The sequence below is a fragment of the Thalassotalea ganghwensis genome, from assembly GCF_053485795.1.
Genome location: NZ_JBQRUM010000018.1, coordinates 1 through 19,599 on the forward strand (window position 1 = coordinate 1; position 19,599 = coordinate 19,599).

General features: G+C 41.4%; 15 protein-coding genes, 1 tRNA gene and 1 riboswitch. Of the genes, 12 read left to right on the forward strand and 4 right to left on the reverse strand.

Annotated elements, in window-relative coordinates:
- Positions 1-215 precede the first annotated feature (215 nt).
- Positions 216-291, forward strand: a tRNA-Glu gene (locus ACSLUH_RS15855).
- A 124-nt stretch (positions 292-415) separates the two neighbouring features.
- Here the strand turns inward: ACSLUH_RS15855 and ACSLUH_RS15860 are convergent.
- Positions 416-1,258: a LysR family transcriptional regulator gene (locus ACSLUH_RS15860; RefSeq protein ID WP_448568761.1), complete on the reverse strand. Its 843-nt coding sequence runs from the start codon at positions 1,256-1,258 to the stop codon at positions 416-418.
- Positions 1,259-1,470: 212 nt separating this feature from the next.
- Between ACSLUH_RS15860 and maoP the strand changes: the two genes are divergently transcribed.
- The gene (gene maoP, locus ACSLUH_RS15865) at positions 1,471-1,821 is read left to right on the forward strand and encodes a DUF413 domain-containing protein (protein ID WP_448568763.1); all 351 of its coding nucleotides are present in this window, start codon (positions 1,471-1,473) and stop codon (positions 1,819-1,821) included.
- Positions 1,822-1,887: 66 nt separating this feature from the next.
- Here the strand turns inward: maoP and ACSLUH_RS15870 are convergent, their stop codons facing one another.
- Positions 1,888-3,462 carry a cation:proton antiporter domain-containing protein gene (locus ACSLUH_RS15870; RefSeq protein ID WP_448568765.1) on the reverse strand — a complete coding sequence of 525 codons (1,575 nt, stop codon included), beginning with the start codon at positions 3,460-3,462 and terminating at the stop codon, positions 1,888-1,890.
- Between the two features lie 2 nt (positions 3,463-3,464).
- Complete coding sequence (locus ACSLUH_RS15875; protein WP_448568767.1) at positions 3,465-4,088, reverse strand: arylesterase; 624 nt, start codon at positions 4,086-4,088, stop codon at positions 3,465-3,467.
- On the opposite strand from ACSLUH_RS15875, the gene ACSLUH_RS15880 reads away from it, so the two are divergent.
- From ACSLUH_RS15880 to ACSLUH_RS15890, 3 genes are all read left to right on the forward strand, one after another.
- On the forward strand, positions 4,087-4,830 hold the full coding sequence (locus tag ACSLUH_RS15880; RefSeq protein ID WP_448568768.1) for an ABC transporter ATP-binding protein: 744 nt from the start codon (positions 4,087-4,089) through the stop codon (positions 4,828-4,830). The genes ACSLUH_RS15875 and ACSLUH_RS15880 overlap by 2 nt on opposite strands.
- A 9-nt stretch (positions 4,831-4,839) precedes the next feature.
- Entirely contained in the window at positions 4,840-7,434 is a 2,595-nt protein-coding gene (locus ACSLUH_RS15885; protein ID WP_448568770.1) for an ABC transporter permease, read from the forward strand.
- 84 nt (positions 7,435-7,518) lie between these two features.
- Complete coding sequence (locus ACSLUH_RS15890; RefSeq protein ID WP_448568772.1) at positions 7,519-8,565, forward strand: AI-2E family transporter; 1,047 nt, start codon at positions 7,519-7,521, stop codon at positions 8,563-8,565.
- Positions 8,566-8,742: 177 nt separating this feature from the next.
- Here ACSLUH_RS15890 and ACSLUH_RS15895 read toward each other — a convergent pair whose 3' ends face one another.
- Entirely contained in the window at positions 8,743-9,216 is a 474-nt protein-coding gene (locus tag ACSLUH_RS15895; RefSeq protein WP_448568774.1) for a DUF2947 family protein, read from the reverse strand.
- 242 nt (positions 9,217-9,458) lie between these two features.
- Between ACSLUH_RS15895 and ACSLUH_RS15900 the strand changes: the two genes are divergently transcribed.
- The 7 genes from ACSLUH_RS15900 (at position 9,459) to pnuC (ending at position 19,588) form a co-directional block, all read left to right on the forward strand.
- Entirely contained in the window at positions 9,459-10,925 is a 1,467-nt protein-coding gene (locus ACSLUH_RS15900) for a TolC family protein (RefSeq protein WP_448568776.1), read from the forward strand.
- A gap of 2 nt (positions 10,926-10,927) precedes the next feature.
- Positions 10,928-12,187, forward strand: a complete 1,260-nt coding sequence (locus ACSLUH_RS15905) for an efflux RND transporter periplasmic adaptor subunit (protein ID WP_448568778.1) — start codon at positions 10,928-10,930, stop codon at positions 12,185-12,187.
- A gap of 2 nt (positions 12,188-12,189) precedes the next feature.
- Positions 12,190-15,288: an efflux RND transporter permease subunit gene (locus ACSLUH_RS15910; RefSeq protein ID WP_448568780.1), complete on the forward strand. Its 3,099-nt coding sequence runs from the start codon at positions 12,190-12,192 to the stop codon at positions 15,286-15,288.
- A 127-nt stretch (positions 15,289-15,415) separates the two neighbouring features.
- A complete protein-coding gene (locus ACSLUH_RS15915; RefSeq protein WP_448568910.1) occupies positions 15,416-15,766 on the forward strand; it encodes an HIT domain-containing protein in 351 nt (116 codons plus the stop codon).
- A gap of 577 nt (positions 15,767-16,343) precedes the next feature.
- Positions 16,344-16,444, forward strand: a riboswitch (TPP riboswitch).
- Between the two features lie 62 nt (positions 16,445-16,506).
- On the forward strand, positions 16,507-18,669 hold the full coding sequence (locus ACSLUH_RS15920; protein WP_448568782.1) for a TonB-dependent receptor: 2,163 nt from the start codon (positions 16,507-16,509) through the stop codon (positions 18,667-18,669).
- Between the two features lie 15 nt (positions 18,670-18,684).
- Entirely contained in the window at positions 18,685-18,948 is a 264-nt protein-coding gene (locus tag ACSLUH_RS15925) for a hypothetical protein (protein ID WP_448568784.1), read from the forward strand.
- A gap of 1 nt (position 18,949) precedes the next feature.
- Positions 18,950-19,588 carry a nicotinamide riboside transporter PnuC gene (gene pnuC, locus ACSLUH_RS15930; RefSeq protein ID WP_448568786.1) on the forward strand — a complete coding sequence of 213 codons (639 nt, stop codon included), beginning with the start codon at positions 18,950-18,952 and terminating at the stop codon, positions 19,586-19,588.
- Positions 19,589-19,599 lie beyond the last annotated feature (11 nt).

Genomic DNA, 19,599 nt, shown 5'->3' on the forward strand with positions numbered 1-19,599 from the left:
TCCCTATCGTCTAGAGGCCTAGGACACCGCCCTTTCACGGCGGTAACAGGGGTTCGAATCCCCTTAGGGATGCCACTTTTAAAGGGTAATGTAGACTAGGTCCTGCACTTATCCTTGGTTAGCACTTGGTGCTAAACTAAAACTGTTTGACGTCTAGCTGGGTAACCGGTTAGGTAAAAAGAGGGCAGATAGCTCAATTTTTACAGAAATTCTGCGTCCCTATCGTCTAGAGGCCTAGGACACCGCCCTTTCACGGCGGTAACAGGGGTTCGAATCCCCTTAGGGATGCCACTTATTAAAAAAGCCGACGTGTTATGCGTCGGCTTTTTTATTTGTCTGCTTGTCTAACATTTTCCTCATTGCGCCGGTGCATACCCAGCGCTTTCGTTATAGCAAGGACATTATTGTTATCGCATTAATCTTTGTCATGACTACTTTGTGCTAAATAGTCACCATACTGGCTAATGAGTCGATAGCGATGAGTAGAGCTTTTACTGACCATATAAATAGGGCGTTTGATCACCAAAGGGCTCTCGATAGTAAAAAGCTGTTGAGAAGTTAAATAAGGTGCAACCAATTCGTGGGGCAAATAAGCGCAGCCGCCTTTTGATAAAATAACCTCCAAGGCAATCATTGCCGTTGACGTTTTTAAACAAGGCTGAAACTTATGGTGCAGCGCATGCTCTTTTTTAAAGGTTAATCCCCAATCAACGAATACGTATTTATCTTCTAGTTGACTCATATCAGGTGAGGTGGCAACCAACGCCAGTTCAAAATGGCCAATCAGCTGATTATCATAATCTTTATCTTTAATCGGATCGGTCAGTAACCCGATATCTAAATTTTTCTCAGTAAGCTTGCGTTGTACGGCTTCGCGCACCGATATTTCAACACCTAAGGTAACTTCACTAAGAAAATCAATTGAGCCTTTAATACGGCTGCTTAAAAAAGCATCCCAAATGTTAGGGGTCGCGGCAATGTTAAAGGCTAAGCGTTGTTGCTTAGCAGCAAGCAATGCTTGCTTAGATTGCTCCATTTGCGCGACCATTAGTTGCGCGTGACTTAATAGCTCTTCACCGGCAGCGGTTAATTTAAGATTGTTTTTATCGCGAATAAATAACTGCGCGTCGTAGAATTCTTCCAGTTGTTTAATGCGGGCACTTACCGCGGCTTGAGTAATGTACAAGTTTTCAGCGGCTTTGCCAAAATGCTTTATTTCTGCAACTTGTAAGAAGGTTTTTAAAACTCTAATGTCCATTTTGTTATTCAAAAGTACCAAGATAGGCTAAATGTAAGCAAAACTTATCGATACGACAAATTATTTTTGTTTTCTAGTTCAGATTTTTTCTATTACATTCCACCTTAGGTACAACAATGATGGCTTAACCTTGTTGTAACAATACCCGGTTATAAAGGTAATCACTGACAGCGGTATTGGTTTTGTTTAACTTTATTAGGTAGGAAATAGCTATGGATACGACGATCAGACTTGGAGCGAGAATGTTCTACGGTGACAGTACATTTTCTCATGGCCTTTCGCGAAGTGGTTATTTTAATAAACGTGAAGCGCTAGACCTTGAAATGTTTGGCTCAACATTAGAAGGCCTTTATTTAGGCACATTAACACCAGATAATGAAGAAGAGCAGCAATTCATTATGCAAATTCAAGATGAGCAAGAGCCGCAATTGTATGCCGCTAAGCTTTGGAAGAAGTATTTAGCTGCGGTTGAAAAATCTAAACGACGCCACGGCTTTATGGCCAGTGAAGCAAGAAGCGCTAGTTATTTTGTGCCAAGCACAGAGATGGAAGAAAGCTTCTAAGCAATCAAAAAAACCACCGCTTGTCGGTGGTTTTTAGTTTAGGTTAACAGTTTTGTTTAATAGTGATTAGGATGAAAACCCTTTGACCATGGCCATACTTTCTTCGGCAAAACCGACCCCAGCTTCACTGTAGAAGTTAAATACTTTATCAACACCAAACTCTTCAAGTTCGATGCGCTCATCTTCATAGCGGGCAATCGCGGCGATTTTTCCTTGGTAACCACGCAGCTTTAATTGTGTGGTGATACTCATAATATCTTGCACTGACGGCAGGGCAAGCAGCGCTAATTCGATATGCTCGAGGTCGATGTTCTCCCAAAAATCAGCGTCTTCAGCGTCACCTAAGTAAGCTTGAACATCATTTTGGTTGAGGTAGGCGATTTTGTCTTTATCGGTATCTAACCCCCAAGCTTGTTTAGGATGTTGGGCATCTAACGCTTTATAGGCACCCATACCAACACGGCCCATACCGATAATAACAATTGGCGCTTCACATGGTTGAATAAAGTGGTCATCTGCCAGTTTATTCGGTGATTCAAAACGTTTAAACCAACTCATGTGGTTGGCAAAAAATTCATGGGCGTGATTGTAAATAACGTTGGTTATAATAAACGATAGCGCAACGGTTAATGATAAAATCACCAGCCATTTTTCACTGATCCAGCTCGCTTGCATGGCGACATTACACACGATCAAACCAAACTCACTAAAGTTTGCTAAGGCAAGCGATGAAAGAAACGCGGTGCGGCCTCTTAGTCGTAGTTTGATTAAAATAAAGTAGAATAAAAAGAATTTAATGGGCAACAACAAGGTTAATAGTAGGGCAATACCTAACATTTCCCATGTTGGCAGGGCGGTAAATCCAATCGATAAGAAAAAGCCAATTAAGAATAAATCTTTAAAGCTAAGCAGTGATTTAGCTATTTCTGTTGCTTTTGAATGCGAAGCGACATACATACCAATGAGTAGGGCGCCTAAGTCACCTTTAATACTGACTAGCTCAAAAAGCTCGTAACCGCCAAATGCCAAAAAGAAGCCAAATAGCGGGATAAGCTCACCATGACCGACTTTATCAACCATTTTCAATAACAGCGGTCTAAAGGGGATTAGCAGTAACAACGCAAATGCCCAAACGGTGGGGATTTTACCGGTTGCAGCAACTAAAAATAGCACGGCAACAACATCTTGCATTACCAAGATACCCACGGCGAGCTTACCGTGGCGGGTGCGCATTTCGCCATGATCTTCAAGCAGTTTTACCACACATACCGTGCTGCTAAAGCTTAAGGCGAAGATCAAAATCGCAGCGCTTGCTAAGGTCAATTCAGCAAATGCTGATAAAGATAACATCGCAACCAGCTTAATAAAAAATAAGCCGATAGCCATCCACATCGTGGTGTGAGATAGGCTACCCAACCAAATTTCGTTTTTCACTAAGTCTTTAATATTCAGCTTTAAGCCAACGGTAAATAGCATTAAGGTGATACCGAGATTGGCTAAATCTGTGATCAGCTGATCACTTTCAAACCCCAAGGCGTGCAGAATAAACCCGGCGGCTAAAAAGCCAATGGAAGGCGGTAGCGAAATAAGTTTGGTTAGTAAGCCACAAATAAATGCAAACAGTATCCAGATAAATTCCATTGTTATTTGTTCACCATCAGTTTGTCGAGTTGAGCTTTAACATAATCAGCGATCAGTGGCTGCGCTTTGATATTCGGGTGGATGCCGTCATCCATCATTAACGACGCATCGGTTGCGATAGTTTCCATAAAGAACGGCAGTAAGTTTACGCCCGTTTCTTCGGCTAACTCATCATAAACTTGTTCGAAGAGTTTAAGGTAGCGTGGCCCATAATTGGGGGTAATTTTTATCTTCATTAACGAAACATCGACATCTCTGGCTTGCGCTATGGTAATCATTTGTAACAAATTTCGTTTTATCACTTTTGGCGAATAACCTCTAAGCCCGTCATTGCCACCTAGTTCGATAACAATATGGTCAATTTTTTCTTTGTCGAGTATCGCTGGAAGACGCGCTAAACCGCCACTGGTGGTTTCTCCACTGATACTGGCATTGACCACTTTATAATTGGCATTGCTTTGCACTAACTGCTGGTTTAATAGATACACCCAGCTTTTTTCAACCGGCATTTGGTAACCGGCACTGACACTGTCACCTAACAATAAAATTGATTGAGTGGCCCAAGCAGTGTTAAATAACGTATATAACGATAATATGAACCCAAATAAAAGTGGATGTTTTTTCATGCAGTCAGTTTCCGATGTTATTTTAAGCGTTAATGCGTTAACTAAGTCAGTACCGTTAGAAAATAAAACCCTAGAGTTATTACAACCAATCGATCTTACGGTGAAAACAGGAGAATCGATTGCGATTGTCGGCTCATCTGGTTCAGGTAAAACGACATTGCTCTCTATTTTAGCGGGCTTAGATTTACCAACGCAAGGTGAAGTTTATCTTAAAGAGCACCCATTACACCAGTTAAATGAAGAACAACGCAGTCAAGTTCGTGCTAAACACGTTGGATTTATTTTTCAACAATTTCTGTTGGTTAGCAGCTTAACCGCGTTGGAGAATGTTATGTTGCCAGCGGAGCTCGCTAACATTAGTGATGCCAAAGAAAGAGGTATCGCGTTACTAAAACAAGTTGGGCTTGGTGATCGTGTTGACCATTATCCTTCTCAACTTTCTGGAGGAGAGCAGCAACGGGTTGCCATTGCCCGCGCCTTTATCACCCGTCCTGATATTTTATTTGCTGATGAACCAACCGGCAATTTAGATGCAAAAACTGGCCATCATATTGAAGATTTATTGTTTTCTCTTAACCAAGAATTAGGCACTACCTTAGTGTTGGTGACTCACGATCCTAAGCTTGCTGCTAAATGTCAGCGCCAAGTGGAGATGGACAGTGGTGAACTAAGAGAAGTAACCTCAGCAACTAGCGCAACTCCTGAGCAAGAAGAACAACCACGCAATGCGTCTGCGGGATAGGAGTTTAACGTGAATAGTGTTCAACAAAACTCTCATTGGTTTAATCATTCTCTGCGCCTTTTAAAAAACGAATTAAAGCGTGGTGAGCTTACCATTGTTTTCTTAGCGATTGTTTTGGCGGTTGCTACGGTGTTCTCTCTAGCAGGATTCACCGAACAAGTTAAGCAAGCGATTGTTAGTAGTAGTACCAATACCATTGCAGCCGATAGGATATTGCGGTTAAGGCAACCGATAGATCAAACGTTTTTAGACAAGAGTGATGAGTTATCGTTAAAGGTCGCCAAAAAGTTAGAAACCGAGTCAATGGTTTTTGCTGAAGATCGGATGCTCTTGAGTGAAATCGATGCGGTATCTGAACTTTACCCACTGCGAGGTGATTTAACCATTAAACGTGATCTTAACGATACAGAAGTTGAAGTGGTTAACGCGCCGCCAGTCGGCAGTGTCTTCGTTGAAGCCAGTTTGCTCAGCCGTTTACAAGTTGAGGTTGGTGGTACGATAGAAATCGGCGTTCTGCCAGTTAAAATTGCTGGGATTTTGGTCAATATTCCTGATCGCTCTTATCGAGTGTTTATCGCGGGCCCTGCAATTATCATGAATATTGACGACATGCCTAAAACTGAGTTAATCAAACCTGGCAGTCGTATGAATCATAAATATCTTTTTGCTGGTGAGCGAGATGATATTGACCGTTTTGAAAAGTGGGTTAAGCCTAAGCTAAATGATACCGAGCGTTGGTATGACGCAAAAGCTGCGCAAAATCGTCTCTCGCGCGTTTTAGATACCGCCGAGAAATTTTTATCGCTTGCTAGTATGCTCGGTATTGTTCTTGCGGCAGTGGCAGTTGCGGTTGCCAGTCGCCGTTATGGGCAGCGACATCAACCTACGGTTGCTGTATTTAAAGCACTTGGTGCAAGTTATCAGCATATCGTCAAATTATATGTTTTACATTGGGGGCTTTTGAGTCTGATCAGTGTTTCAGTCGGGCTGATTGTCGGTTTTGGCTTAATTAACTTAGGTGAGGCGGGTGTTGCCCATATTATTGAGTTAGGTAACACCGATATTGGCTACAGACCCTTTGTTACCGCAGTGGTTACCGGGTTATTGTGTGCACTTGCCTTTGCAATACACCCAATGTCTCAATTAGTTAAAACCTCACCGCTTGCAGTCATTCGTGGTTTTGCTAACAGTCGCTCAATGAAATTTGGTGTTTACCAACTGGTGCCGTTAGCAGCGTTATTTATTTTGCTTTATATGTTTAGCGGTGACGTAAAAATGAGCGCAGCATTGCTGATTGGCGGTTTATTGGTGTCACTGATATTGCTGGGCTTAGGGCAACTGATCATGACCGCAAGTCGAAGTGCCGGCAGTAAAGCGGGTAAGTCGTTACATCTAGCGCTGGCAAATTTAAAGCGACGTGCACTTGAAAACAGCGTGCAATTAGTCAGCTTTACCATTGCGATTAAGCTCTTGTTGCTGATCAGTGTTATGAAAGATGCAATGATCAGTGAATGGGAAGCGCAGTTCCCGCCAGAAACCCCTAATCATTATTTGGTCAACATTACGAAAGATCAGGTCGCGCCGCTTGCAGAGTTCGCTAAGCAAAATAATATCGCGACTCAAGGTTTTTATCCGGTTTATCGCGGCAGATTAACGGCGATTAATGGTGAAGAAACGGTCGCTGACGTGAGTAATGATGACGGTGATCAAGAAAGTCGTGAACGCACGCAAGAGCGTAAAGATTCAACGAATGCTGAGAACAGCGAGCAAACCAAGCCTGAAAAACAAGGGCGAAAGGGTATGGGGCGCGAGCTTGGGTTAACCTGGCGCACAGAATTACCTATAGCTAACGAAATCGTTGAAGGGCAATGGTGGTCAGCTGATGATCAAACACCTCAAGTATCGATTGCTCAAGGGGTTGCTGAACGGTTAGAGGTAAAACTTGGTGACGAACTTACCTTTAGCGTTGGTACAGATGTTATTTCAGTACCTGTTACCAGCATTCGTGATGTTGATTGGCAAAGCCGTCAACTAAACTTTGTCATGATCTTTAATGAGCCAGTATTTAGAGGAATAGAAACAACGTCGATATCGGCTTGGAAAATACCAGATCAACAAAAGGCTGAGATTTATCAGATATTTGCGACATATCCCACTATTTCAATTATTGATTTAGGGGCAATAATGAAGCAACTCAATAAGATGATAGAGCAAGTGACCGTTGCGATTGAATTGATTTTGTTACTGGTGGTGTTAGCAGGCAGTTTGGTATTGGTTGCACAAGTACAAGCGAGTATGGAAGAGCGTGAAAGAGAGCTTGCGATACTACGTACCCTTGGTGCTAAGGGGTCGTTACTGCGTAATAGTATCTTGTTTGAGTTTGTCGCCTTAGGTGTCGTGGCGGGGCTTATGGCCAGTATCGCAATGGAAATCGGTGTGTTTATCCTACAAACGCAAGTGTTTGAGATGGATCCGAGTTTTCATTTAGATGCTTGGTTACTCGGTATTATCTCTGGCGGTGCTTTTGTTGGTATTATGGGGATGCTCAGCTGTTGGCGCTTATTGTCATTGTCGAGCGTAACCTTGATCAGACGAACCATGTAAAACGTCTACTTAGCGTAAGTGTATGTTGCTTGCGCTAAAAACACGCTATCATAGCGAAAAGTATAATTAATAAATAAGGGATTTATGGCTTCGTTAGACACAAAAAGTGGCGTTGTAAAAGTACTGCTGGTACTTGCTTCGATAGTTGTAGTGCTTGCAGGTGTAAAAACAGCAACCAATATTTTAGTACCATTTTTATTATCAATATTTATAGCGATTATTTGTAATCCGTTAGTAGCAAAAATTGAGCGCTACAAAGTGCCTAAACCTATTGCGGTACTTTTGGTTATTGTGGTGTTTGTCACCATCGCGTTATCACTAGCCGGCTTAGTGGGTAAATCATTAACAGAGTTAAGCCAAACGTTACCAGAGTATCGCGAGCAGCTAAAAGGGCAGTTTACATGGGCCGTTGAAAAGCTTGCTGCCTTTAACATAGTTATTTCCACTAATTTGTTAGTGGAATATTTTGATCCTGCCGCGGCAATGAGACTAGCTGCTGACATGTTAAGTGGTTTGGGTAATGTAATGGCAAATTTATTTTTAATCATTATCACCGTTATTTTCATGCTATTTGAAGCACCAGCGATGCCGCGTAAGGTCCACTTAGCTCTCGATGACCCGCAAATGCGTATGCAACAAATCGATCGATTTTTGTCATCGGTTAACCACTACTTAGCGATAAAAACCTTAGTCAGTATAGGGACAGGAATCGCTGTATCCGTCATGCTGTGGGCGTTTGGTTTAGATTTTTACCTGCTGTGGGGCGTGCTGGCATTTTTACTAAATTACATTCCTAATATCGGTTCGATTATTGCTGCGGTACCGGCAATGTCATTGGCGATTTTGCAATTGGGCTTAGCTCCTGCAGGGTTTATTGGTTTAGGGTATTTAGCCATTAATACCGTCATGGGCAATGTTGTTGAACCTAAATATCTAGGGCGCGGTCTTGGTTTATCAACCTTGGTGGTTTTCCTATCATTAATTTTTTGGGGATGGCTATTGGGTACCGTTGGGATGTTGTTATCGGTACCATTAACGATGGTGATTAAAATTGCTTTAGAAAGCTCGCAAGATGGTAAGTGGTTAGCGGTTATGCTTTCGGGCGATGAAGAGAAACTGGTTCAAGAATAATCCTAATAAAGCGCTGAGCAGTCGCTTAGCGCTTTATTGATGTGTCATGGCGATGGCCATTTTTAATACGAGTGGTATTAGCAGTCGTTCATTTGGAATAAGCAAACGTCGCTCACGCTGCTTTGCCATTATTAAAAACGACCTATTGTAGAAAAAGTAAACAAAGAACCTCAGACCCTAGGGTTTAGCGCCAACTTTAAAAGAGCCATCACTAAAAAATTGCACTGCTTGCGAGCGTTTTTTACCAATAAGCAAAGTGCCATCATCAACAAATAAAAAGTTTTTCCAACTTAATTGAAATACTTCCCAAGTGGTTTCCAAGACCAAATTTCTGTTGATACAGTAATACACCACGGTATTGCTATCCCAATTAAGGTGTTCAGTGATTAATTCGGGTAGTTGCGGTTCATCACTTTCCCATCGAGGTTCCCACATCGCACTATTAAGCCAGGTTTTCTTTTGATTTGGCCAATCATTGGCTTTAAAAAAATCAGGGTGGTCGGCTTGTTTACTGATAAAAGTATCCCAGAGACTATTGGCTCTTATCGCGCTCATAGGTTTGATTTTTTCGCTAATGGTTGTAGCTAACGGCATGCTTTGATGCCTAAAAATCCAAGCATATTTAAATTCATTGAGCGGTAAATAGTTCATCGTGCCTTAAGTCAATTACGAGCGTTATTAGGGCGCTAATGGTATCAGGAATCGATGGATTTGGAAAAGATATGACTAAGATTTATCAAAGATGATCTGAACACTGTCATATTATCGTACAAAAGCGTGACTTCATCTAAAATGTAAAGCTATGTAAAGAGAATTGTTAGAGAATTCGCCTAGGCGTATGATACGTCATCGTACCTTTACTTTATTGTCGATAATAATTAGAAAAATTACCTATGAACCGTACTTTTAAATTACATTTACTGGTCGTTCCGATAGTGCTCGCTATAGGTGGCTGTAGTGCTCCTAGCGGCGTATCGAGTGCAAGTAAGCAGCTTAGCGCTCCAGAGCAATGGTCTAGTAACCATGCACAAAACAGTGCTCAAAACACTGCCCCTGAAGATGTGCTGACAATAGACCAATGGCTAGCAAGCTTTAAACATGAAAACCTGACGCGTTTAACTGAAATTGCGTTAAAAAATAACTATAACTTAAAAGCGCAGGCTGCTAAACGCGATATCGCTAAAACGCGAGTGGACGTTGCTGATTCCTCGGACTTACCGGCATTAAGTTTAAGTGCAGATCAAGCACGTCGAAAATCGGTAGCGGACAACGGTAGTGCGATTGGAAATTCTGCGAGTGTAAGTCTTAATCTAAGCTACGAAGTGGATATGTGGGGTAAGTTGTCGGATGAACAACGCCAAGCGAAACTTAACTATGCCGCTGAGCTAGCTGCCTATGAGCAAGCCGAACTTGATTTAGTCGCTAATGTCAGTAAGGCCTATTTTAACCTAGTAGAGGCGAAATCGTTACTTTCGCTATATCAAGAAAGAGCGAACAACTTAAGTAATAACTTAGAGATGATCCAATCCTCGTATCGATTGGGCCTAAGTGACGCGCTAGATGTCTACCTTACCCAAAATGATGTCAGTAGAGAGCAAGCTCGGGTAGAGCAACAGCGCCAAGAGGTGTTAAGTAAAGCTCGGCAATTAGAATTACTGCTCGGCGATTATCCACAAGGGATAATTAACTCAGAAGATGATTTACTCACCATTACCAGTGATATATCACCTCAATTACCGGCGCAATTGTTAACTCGCCGACCTGATATTTTAGCGTCGTGGTATCAATTGTTAGCATTGGATGCTGGCTTGGCGGTAGCTCACAAACAACGTTTTCCATCACTGTCACTAACCGCTTCAACCAGTGATAGATCAGATAAATTAACGAATTTACTTGATGGTGGGGCGCTTGCATGGTCGTTATTGGGGAGTTTAACCACGCCATTATTTAACGCGGGTAAGCTCGCGTCACTTGAAGAGCAAGCGAGGTTGTCGGTTGTGCAAAAAGAGCAACAGTACTTGCAACTGGTTTTTCAAGCGTTTGCTGATGTAGAAAATGCCTTAAGTAACGCAACCGCTTTATCGAAGCGTTACGAACATTATAAGTTGGCGAGTGATAATGCCTTATCAGCTGAAAAAATTGCCTTTGAACAATATTTAAAAGGGCTGGTAACCTATACCACAGTGCTTGAATCACAACGACGAGCGTTTGATGCGCAATCGACGCTGATTCAGTTACAAAATCAACTATTGCAAAATCGTATCTCATTATTTGTTGCCTTAGGTGGCTCTCCAATGACGGGTATCGCCGACCAATCATTGTCAACATTGGCAAAAACTGATTCCAGACAGAGTAAATAATTATGTTGTTAAAGAATAAAAAAATCATTCCACTTGTTGTTATCTCTTTATTTTTATTACTCGCTTATTTAGTGTTTAGTAACCCGCCGCAATCACAACGTGGGCGCCCGAGCGCAGTAGCGTCGTTAAATGTTGATGTGATGACGTTAAAGCCACAACAATATACGGTTGAGGTAGAAAGTTACGGAAAGGTTAAACCTAGAACACAAAGTAGTTTGCTACCACAAGTGTCAGGACAAATAATTGCGATTAACCCCAATTTTCGTGAAGGCGGCTTTTTCGAGCAAGGAGATATCTTAATTGAACTAGACGACCGAGATCTCAAAGCGGAAATCAAAATTGCACAAGCCAACTTATACAGTGCTAAGCAAACTTACCTAGAAGAGCAAGCTAAAGCGGAACAAGCAAAAGCAGATTGGAAACGCCTTGGCAATGAGGGCGAACCGTCAGAGTTAGTGCTGAGAAAACCACAACTTTTGGCGGCGCAAGCAAAAGTCTATTCAGCTGAAGCTAGTTTAGCTAAATCGCAATTAGCCTTAGAGCGTACTAAAATTAAGGCGCCATATCGTGGGCGCATCCTGACAAAATCAGTGGATGTTGGGCAAGTTATCTCTCCAAGTACTAAGCTTGCAGAAATTTATGCGGTTGATTATGTCGAAGTGCGTCTTCCGATCAAAAATAAAGACCTCGCTTTTATGGAGTTACCTGAAAGTAATCGCTTTGATAAACGTGCAAGCTATCAACCTGCAGTGAGTATCGTTTCAGAGTTAACTCGTCGCCAAGAATGGCAAGGTAGAGTAGTTCGCACAGAAGGCGCATTTGATGCATCTTCACAACAATTATTTGTTGTTGCGCAGATTGACGACCCATACGGTGAAAATCAAAGCGAAGGCTTACCGATAAAAATTGGTCAATATGTCAATGCCAAAATCAGTGGCAAGCTTGTCGACAATGCGTTAGTTATTCCGAATAAGACCATTTATCAAGGCAGTTATGTCTATACCGTATCTGACGGCACGTTAAAGCGTCGCAATATCGATATTGCTTGGCAAAATGACGAAGTTGCTATTGTAGAGTCCGGATTAAGTGAGGGTGAGTTATTGGTGCTAACACCACTAGGGCAAGTTAACTCGGGTACAAAAGTTGTTATTAATATGAACGATGGTGTTCAAGTCGAAACGGCATCAAATAGAAACAATAACCAACCTCAACGTCAACAAGATGCGGCTAAAAGCCCTTCAAATAAATCAAAAGGTGAATAGTTATGATCGCATGGTTTGCTAGAAATCACGTTGCGGCGAATTTATTAATGATCACCATTTTTATGGCGGGATTTTTGTCGCTTAAAAGTAATATCCCCTTGGAAGTTTTTCCATCGTTTCAACTTGACGTTGTAAACGTAAGCGTGTCTTTGCGTGGTGCAACACCTGAAGATGTTGAGCAAGGGGTAACGATTCGTATTGAAGAAGCGGTACAAGATCTTGAAGGGATCAAAAAGATCTCGTCAACATCGTTAGAAGGCGCTGCTCGCGTAAGAATAGAAGCAGAATCGGGTAAGGATGTCAGGGAGTTACTGTCAGATGTTAAAAGCCGTGTTGATGCCATCAACACCTTTCCGGTAGAAGCGGAAAAACCGACATCTTCTGTTTTGCAAAGAACACGAGAGGTAATAGCGGTTACGATATCTTCAGTGCATAGTGAAAAAGAAATCAGAGAATTTGCAGAACAAGTGCGTGATGATTTATTAAAGCTACCCGAAGTCACTCAGGTGTCTCTTGATGCAGTGCGCAATTATGAAATTAATATTGATGTTAGCCAAGATAAGCTGCAGCAGTATCAGTTAACGTTATCTGACATTGCTAATGCGATTAAAGCAAGCTCTCAAGATTTATCAGCCGGTAATGTTCGAACCGAGGGTGGTGATGTATTAGTGCGTTCAAAAGGTCAAGCATACCGCCGCGATGAATTTGAGCAAATCGTTATCAAAACCAATGCCGACGGTACGTTTTTACATTTAAGTGATATAGCCACCGTAAATGATGGTTTTGAAGAAACACCGCTAAGAGCGCGATTTAATGGTAATCAGGGGGCCTTAATCGAGGTTTATCGTATCGGTGATCAAAACGCGATAGAAGTTGCTGATGCGGTTAAAGCTTATATAGATGCGAAACAAGATTCTTTGCCCCAAGGCTTTGAGCTAGGCTATTGGCGTGATCGCTCACAAATCGTTAAAAGTCGTTTGAACACCTTAGTTAGTAATGCGCTACAAGGCGGCTTTTTAGTATTGTTGCTGCTGACCTTATTTTTGCGTCCATCGATAGCGTTTTGGGTGTTTATTGGTATTCCAGTTAGTTTTATGGGCGCGTTTATTTTGATGCCGATTTTCGGGATCTCGATTAACGTAATGAGTTTATTTGGCTTTATTTTGGTTCTAGGGATAGTCGTAGACGATGCGATTGTTACCGGAGAAAATATTTATCGCCATACGCAAACAGCAAGCTCTGGGTTAGAAGCTGCGATTAAAGGTACCGAAGAGGTGGCGACGCCCGTGACCTTTGGGGTGTTAACCACCATCGCCGCGTTTTTACCGCTTGGTTTTATCGAGGGGCTGCGCGGGGCAATATTTGCGCAAATTCCGGTTATTGTTATTCCGGTATTGTTGTTCTCACTCATTGAATCAAAGTTCGTATTGCCTTCGCATTTAAAGAATTTAAAACTGCGCAGCGAAAAAACCAAACAATCGCGCTTTAGCGCGTGGCAAGAACGCTTTGCTGACGGTTTTGAAGAATTTATTTTTAAGTATTATCGCCCAGTGCTCGAAGTAGCCGTAAATAATAAACGTACGACGATTGCTGCGTTTGTTGGTATTTTCATCCTGATTTTAGCTTTCATCATGAGTGGTTGGATGCGCTTTACTTTCTTTCCAAGGATCCCAAGTGAAGTGGTTAGAGCGACATTAACCATGCCGGTTGGCAGCGCCTATGAAGTGGTTGATGGTTATGTTGAAAAAATGTCAAAAGCTGCGCAAACACTCCAAGATAAATACCGAGATGAAAATGGCGACAGTGTTATTTTAAATATTATGGCAATTACCCAAGATGAAACTGGCCGTGTCATGTTTGAGCTTATCCCAGCAGATCAAAATGATACTGGTGTTGATTCAAGGCAGTTGGTACGAGAATGGCGTGGACTTATCGGCATCATACCTGGTTCAGAGAGCTTAAACTTTCGAGCAGAAATTGGTCGAGGTGGTGATCCTATCGATATTCAGTTAAGTGCCAATGAGCTTTCAACGTTGAAAGAAGTGTCGGCGCAGGTGCGCGAACACTTGCAAGGGTATCCAACGGTATTTGAAATATCCGATAGTCTCTCTAATGGTAAGGAAGAAATTCAAATTGAATTAACCGAGCAAGGTTATGCCATGGGCATGTCGCGCTCAACGGTAACACGACAAGTTCGAGAAGCATTTTTTGGCGCTCAAATTCAACGTATTCAGCGTGGACGAGATGATGTTCGGGTAATGTTGAGATTCCCACTAGAAGAGCGTAAATCATTGGCAGGTCTTGGGGATATGTTAATTAATACACCAAGTGGCGGTAAAGTGCCGTTATCTCATGTAGCGACATTTAAACCAGGGAAAAGTCCGTCGGCGATTAATCGTATTGATCGTTACCGTACTGTTAATGTTACTGCCGATGTAGAAAAAGCTAACACCAACATGACGGTATTGAACAATGAGCTAAAAGCCTATCTAGATGATCTTGTTGGCAAGTATCCAGGGGTAAACTATGAGCTCGAAGGAGAAGCAAAAGAGCAAGCGGAATCTTTCGGCAGCCTAGGTTTAGGACTGATGTTCGTATTTTTCATTATTTATTGTTTGTTAGCGATCCCATTTAAGTCGTATATACAACCTTTAATTGTTATGTCGGTTATTCCTTTTGGCGCTATCGGCGCTATTTTAGGCCATTGGATCATGGGCATGAATTTAACCATTATGAGTATCTTGGGTTTAATGGCGCTTATTGGTGTAGTGGTAAACGATAGTTTGGTGTTGGTTGATTTTATTAACAAACAACGAGATAAAGGTGAAGAGTTAATGAAGGCGGTGATCACATCAGGGCAAGCAAGGTTTAGACCTGTATTGCTAACCTCGTTAACCACTTTTATTGGCTTAATGCCGTTGCTGTTTGAAACTTCAACGCAGGCACAGTTTTTAATTCCAATGGCGGTATCACTAGGGTTTGGAATTATCTTTGCAACAATGATCACCTTATTGTTAGTACCGGTGAACTATTTGATTGTTGAAGAAATGAAACGATTGACGAGCAAAGGAAAAAAGATGCTAACGCTATCAAACGCATAAAGATAAGTTGTAGATAGTTTTTTGAACGATAAAAAATAGTTCACTAAATCAAAGGAAAAGGGTATTGCTTTTTAGTGTTGTTAGTTACACTAAATGGATACCCTTTTATTTTTATGGAGAGGCAGTGATGGCCGAAGAAACCATTTTTTCTAAGATTATTCGTCAAGAAATACCGACCCCGTTATTGTATCAAGATGATTTAGTTACCGCCTTTAGAGATATCGCGCCGAAAGCAAAAAGTCATATCTTGATCATTCCTAATAAGATCATCCCTACGGCAAACGATATCGAAGAAAGCGATGAATTAATCCTTGGAAGAATGTTCAGTGTCGCTAAGAAGTTGGCTAAAGAAGAGGGCATTGCTGAAGATGGTTATCGGTTGATCATGAACTGTAATCAACATGGCGGCCAAGAAGTTTATCACATTCATATGCATTTAGTTGGTGGTGAGCCATTAGGACCTATGTTATCTATTTAACCTCAGCTCTGCATAAGGAGTGCATTTCTAACACCTATTTTTACAAGGGTCTGTTGATCTTTGTTTAAAGTTTATGCTGAGTGATAAAATGAAGGTAATCAAGGCAAAAGCTATGAAGTTTAGTGAGCTAAACGATGTGGTTTTAACGCAGAGTAGCGTCATTTTAGCCTCAGTCCCGAGAGCTTAATCAAAGGGGCAATGGCTATTTTAAGTACTAACGGCATTAGCATTCGTTCATTTGGAATAACCAAACTTCGCTCTCGCTGCTTTGCTACAATTAAAAATAGCCTATTGCAGAAAAAATAAACAAAGGTCAACAGGCCCTAACTTCTGCGTTATATTGTCGTGAAATAGCTGGCTATTCCTACAAGAATACGCTTTGAATTAAGTAAAAAGTAGCCTGCTAGCAAGTCACAGTGAGCTTAAGCGTTTGATTTTATTGTTTTAGTGCTATTTCTTATACAAACATGAGGTTATTTAACTCAATGGTTTAATAAAAAGCGCATAACTCATGTCAAAATATTAGAAAAATGTACAGTATGGCGCTGTACATTTTTTTTAAAGTTGTTACTATGCCGCTCGAACCAAGGGGTGCCAGAAATGGCTGAGACACGTTGTTGTGAACCCTTAGAACCTGAACCGGATAATTCTGGCGTAGGAATGGTTGGAAAATCTTCAATAGATCTAACTTTATTCTCTTATGCCAGTAATGTCTTTGCTTGATTATATAGAGATAAACGATGTTAAAACGATCTACATTAGCAATTGCCATTACTGCTTCGCTTGCAACTTTTGCATTACAAGCAAACGAACAATCTTCATCTTCTGCACTTGAAACTATTGAAGTAACGTCAAATTTTAAAAAGCAATCATTAGCTAGTACACCACTGAGTATCGACGTTATTAGTCAGCAACAACTTCAAGACCAAAGTATGCAACACTTCGATAATGTCCTTTCAAGCCTAGCGAATGTTAACTTTGCCGGTGGAACTTCCCGTCCTAAGTATTTACAAATTCGTGGTGTTGGCGAACGTTCGGAATATTTAGGCGCGCCAAACGCATCCGTTGGTTTTATTATTGATGATATCGACTTGTCTGGTTTGGGCATGGCGGCAAATATGTATGATGTGGCTCAAGTAGAAGTGCTGCGCGGCCCACAAGGTACGCGATTTGGCGCTAACGCCTTAGCTGGGTTAGTGTATATACAATCAAACCCAGCAGATGGTATTAGTGAACATGGTGTCTCGACCTCGTTTGGCAATGATGATTTAGTCACCATCGCTGGCTACAGCGCTGGCGCATTAACAAATGACGTTAATTATCGTGTTAGCCTTGAAAATCACCAACAAAACGGCTTCAGTGATAACCAATTTCTTAATCGTGATGATACCAATCAACTTGACGAGCTATCCGGAAAAATTAAGCTTTCAGCACAATTATCTCAAGAGCTAACGTTTGATACGACAATGATATTTGCCGATATGGATAATGGCTTCGATGCTTGGACCTTGGATAATAACGGCTTTATTACCTTAACTGACAAGCCGGGTGTTGATAATCAAAAATCGGTAGGTGCTTCGTTTAAATTTCACTACACGGGGTTAACCAATGTCGATTTAACCGCAATAACCAGTATATCAACTACCGATCATCAACACGCTTATGACGGCGATTGGGCAAATGCCGATTATTGGTCTGCTAAACAATGTCCTGACTCCGACGATGAAAATGGCAATGGCGCTTATGATGATACGATTCCATGTGTTTACGATTACACCTGGTCAAAAACCGCCGAGCGAGATGTCATCAGCCAAGAATTTCGCTTTAGTAATAAAGATGGGCAGCGGATATTTAATCAAACAACTGATTGGTTGTTTGGTGTTTACGCAAGCCAATTAGAAGAAAGCAACATAACCGATGATTACTACAATGGTTGGTCTGATGATGCCTTACTTGCTGATTATGAGGCTGATAATCTTGCTATTTTTACCCAGTTGGATAGTGAGTTAAATGACACTTACCAGTTATCTGTTGGTCTGCGAATTGAGCAACGAGACGCACAGTATCAAGATAGCAGTAATGAAGCCTTTTCACCTGAAGAAACCATGTGGGGCGGGCACATTGCATTGAGTAGAGCCTTAACTGCAGATTCTCAAGGCTACATCAGAATAGCTAAGGGTTATAAGGCCGGTGGTTTTAATATGGGCTTGTCTGACAAGCTTGCACAGTTCAAGGAATTTGATACTGAGACCTTGTTCAATTACGAATTAGGTATTAACAGCTCATTTAATAACGGCAAAGTGAATACGCGTTTTGCCTTGTTTTATATGGATCGCCAAGATCAACAAGTTAATGCGTCACAACAAGATAGTATAGAAAAACAAAAGTTTACTATTTATACCGCTAATGCTGCTAGTTCGACTAGTCATGGCTTGGAAGCTGCACTTGATTGGCAAGTAACCAGTGCTTGGTCAGCTTATGCAAACCTAGGTTATTTAGATGCCAGTTACGATGACTATCGCTATTTTGATGAGTACGGCAGTTTAATTGACATCTCTGGTCGAGAACTTGCTCATGCGGCAAAATTTACCTACAGTCTAGGAACTACCTATCAGCATACCGATGGTATTTTCTTTAACGCCTATGTCACTGGAAAAAGTGGTTTTTATTTTTCTGATAGCCACTCTGAAAAAGCTGATAGTTCGTCGACAGTTAATACCAGAGTTGGTTATGAAAAAGACAATTGGGCAATATATTTATGGGCACGTAATTTAACCGATGAAAAAATTGCCACGCGTGGTTTTTATTTTGGTAATGAACCAGACCAAGGTTGGGCAGCAAAAAAATATCAACGCTATGCGGCGCCAAGACAATGGGGCTTAACGTTAGATTACCGTTTTTAACCTAAGGGAAAATTAATGGATATTTCAATTGAAATAAGCTTGTATCCGCTAGCAAACGAGAATTTTAAAAGCGAAATTTGGCGATTTATTAATAGATTAAACGCTATTGATGGTCTCAAGGTGGTTACCAACGGAATGAGTACACAAGTATTTGGCGATTATGATCTAGCGGTTGAGCACGTGATGCGTGAAGTAAAACAGGTGCACCAAACACTGGGCAGTGCAGTGTTTGTTTGTAAGTTTATTTCAGGTGATCGCTCTCAAGTAGAATCAAGATAATATGTCAGAGGTTCTTCAGTACTACGCCGCGATGCCAGTTTTAGAGTGGCTCGCGGTGATTTCTTCTTTGCTCTATGTTGTTTTAGCGGCACACAATAATATTTGGTGTTGGCCAGCAGCATTTGTAAGTACGCTGCTTTATACGTTAATTTTTTATCATGTCTATTTATGGTCGGATAGTTTGCTTCAGCTCTATTATTTAGTGATGGCACTTTTTGGTTGGTGGGCTTGGCGTAAAGGTGACACGAGTGAACGGCCAGATAACACCATTAAGCAGTGGTCATTACTCTTTCATTGCAAAGCGGTAGTGATACTAACGATTGTGTCACTGATCGTTGGTAAACTCATGGCTGAGTATACACCGACGCATTTTCCTTACCTTGATGCAGCAACAACGGTATTTGCAGTATTTACCACGTATTTAGTGACGCAGCGAGTGTTGGAAAATTGGTATTATTGGCTGGTAATTGACGCCGTCTCTATCTATTTATACTGGCAAAAGGCCCTTTATCCAACCGTGCTGTTATTTGCGTTATTTGTTATTTTTGCAGTTTACGGTTTATTTAAATGGCAATCATTGTTAAAAGAAATGGCGACTGATAAAGCGAGCGATTGTCAACGGCCAGTTAGCGCGAACTAAGCGAAATACTT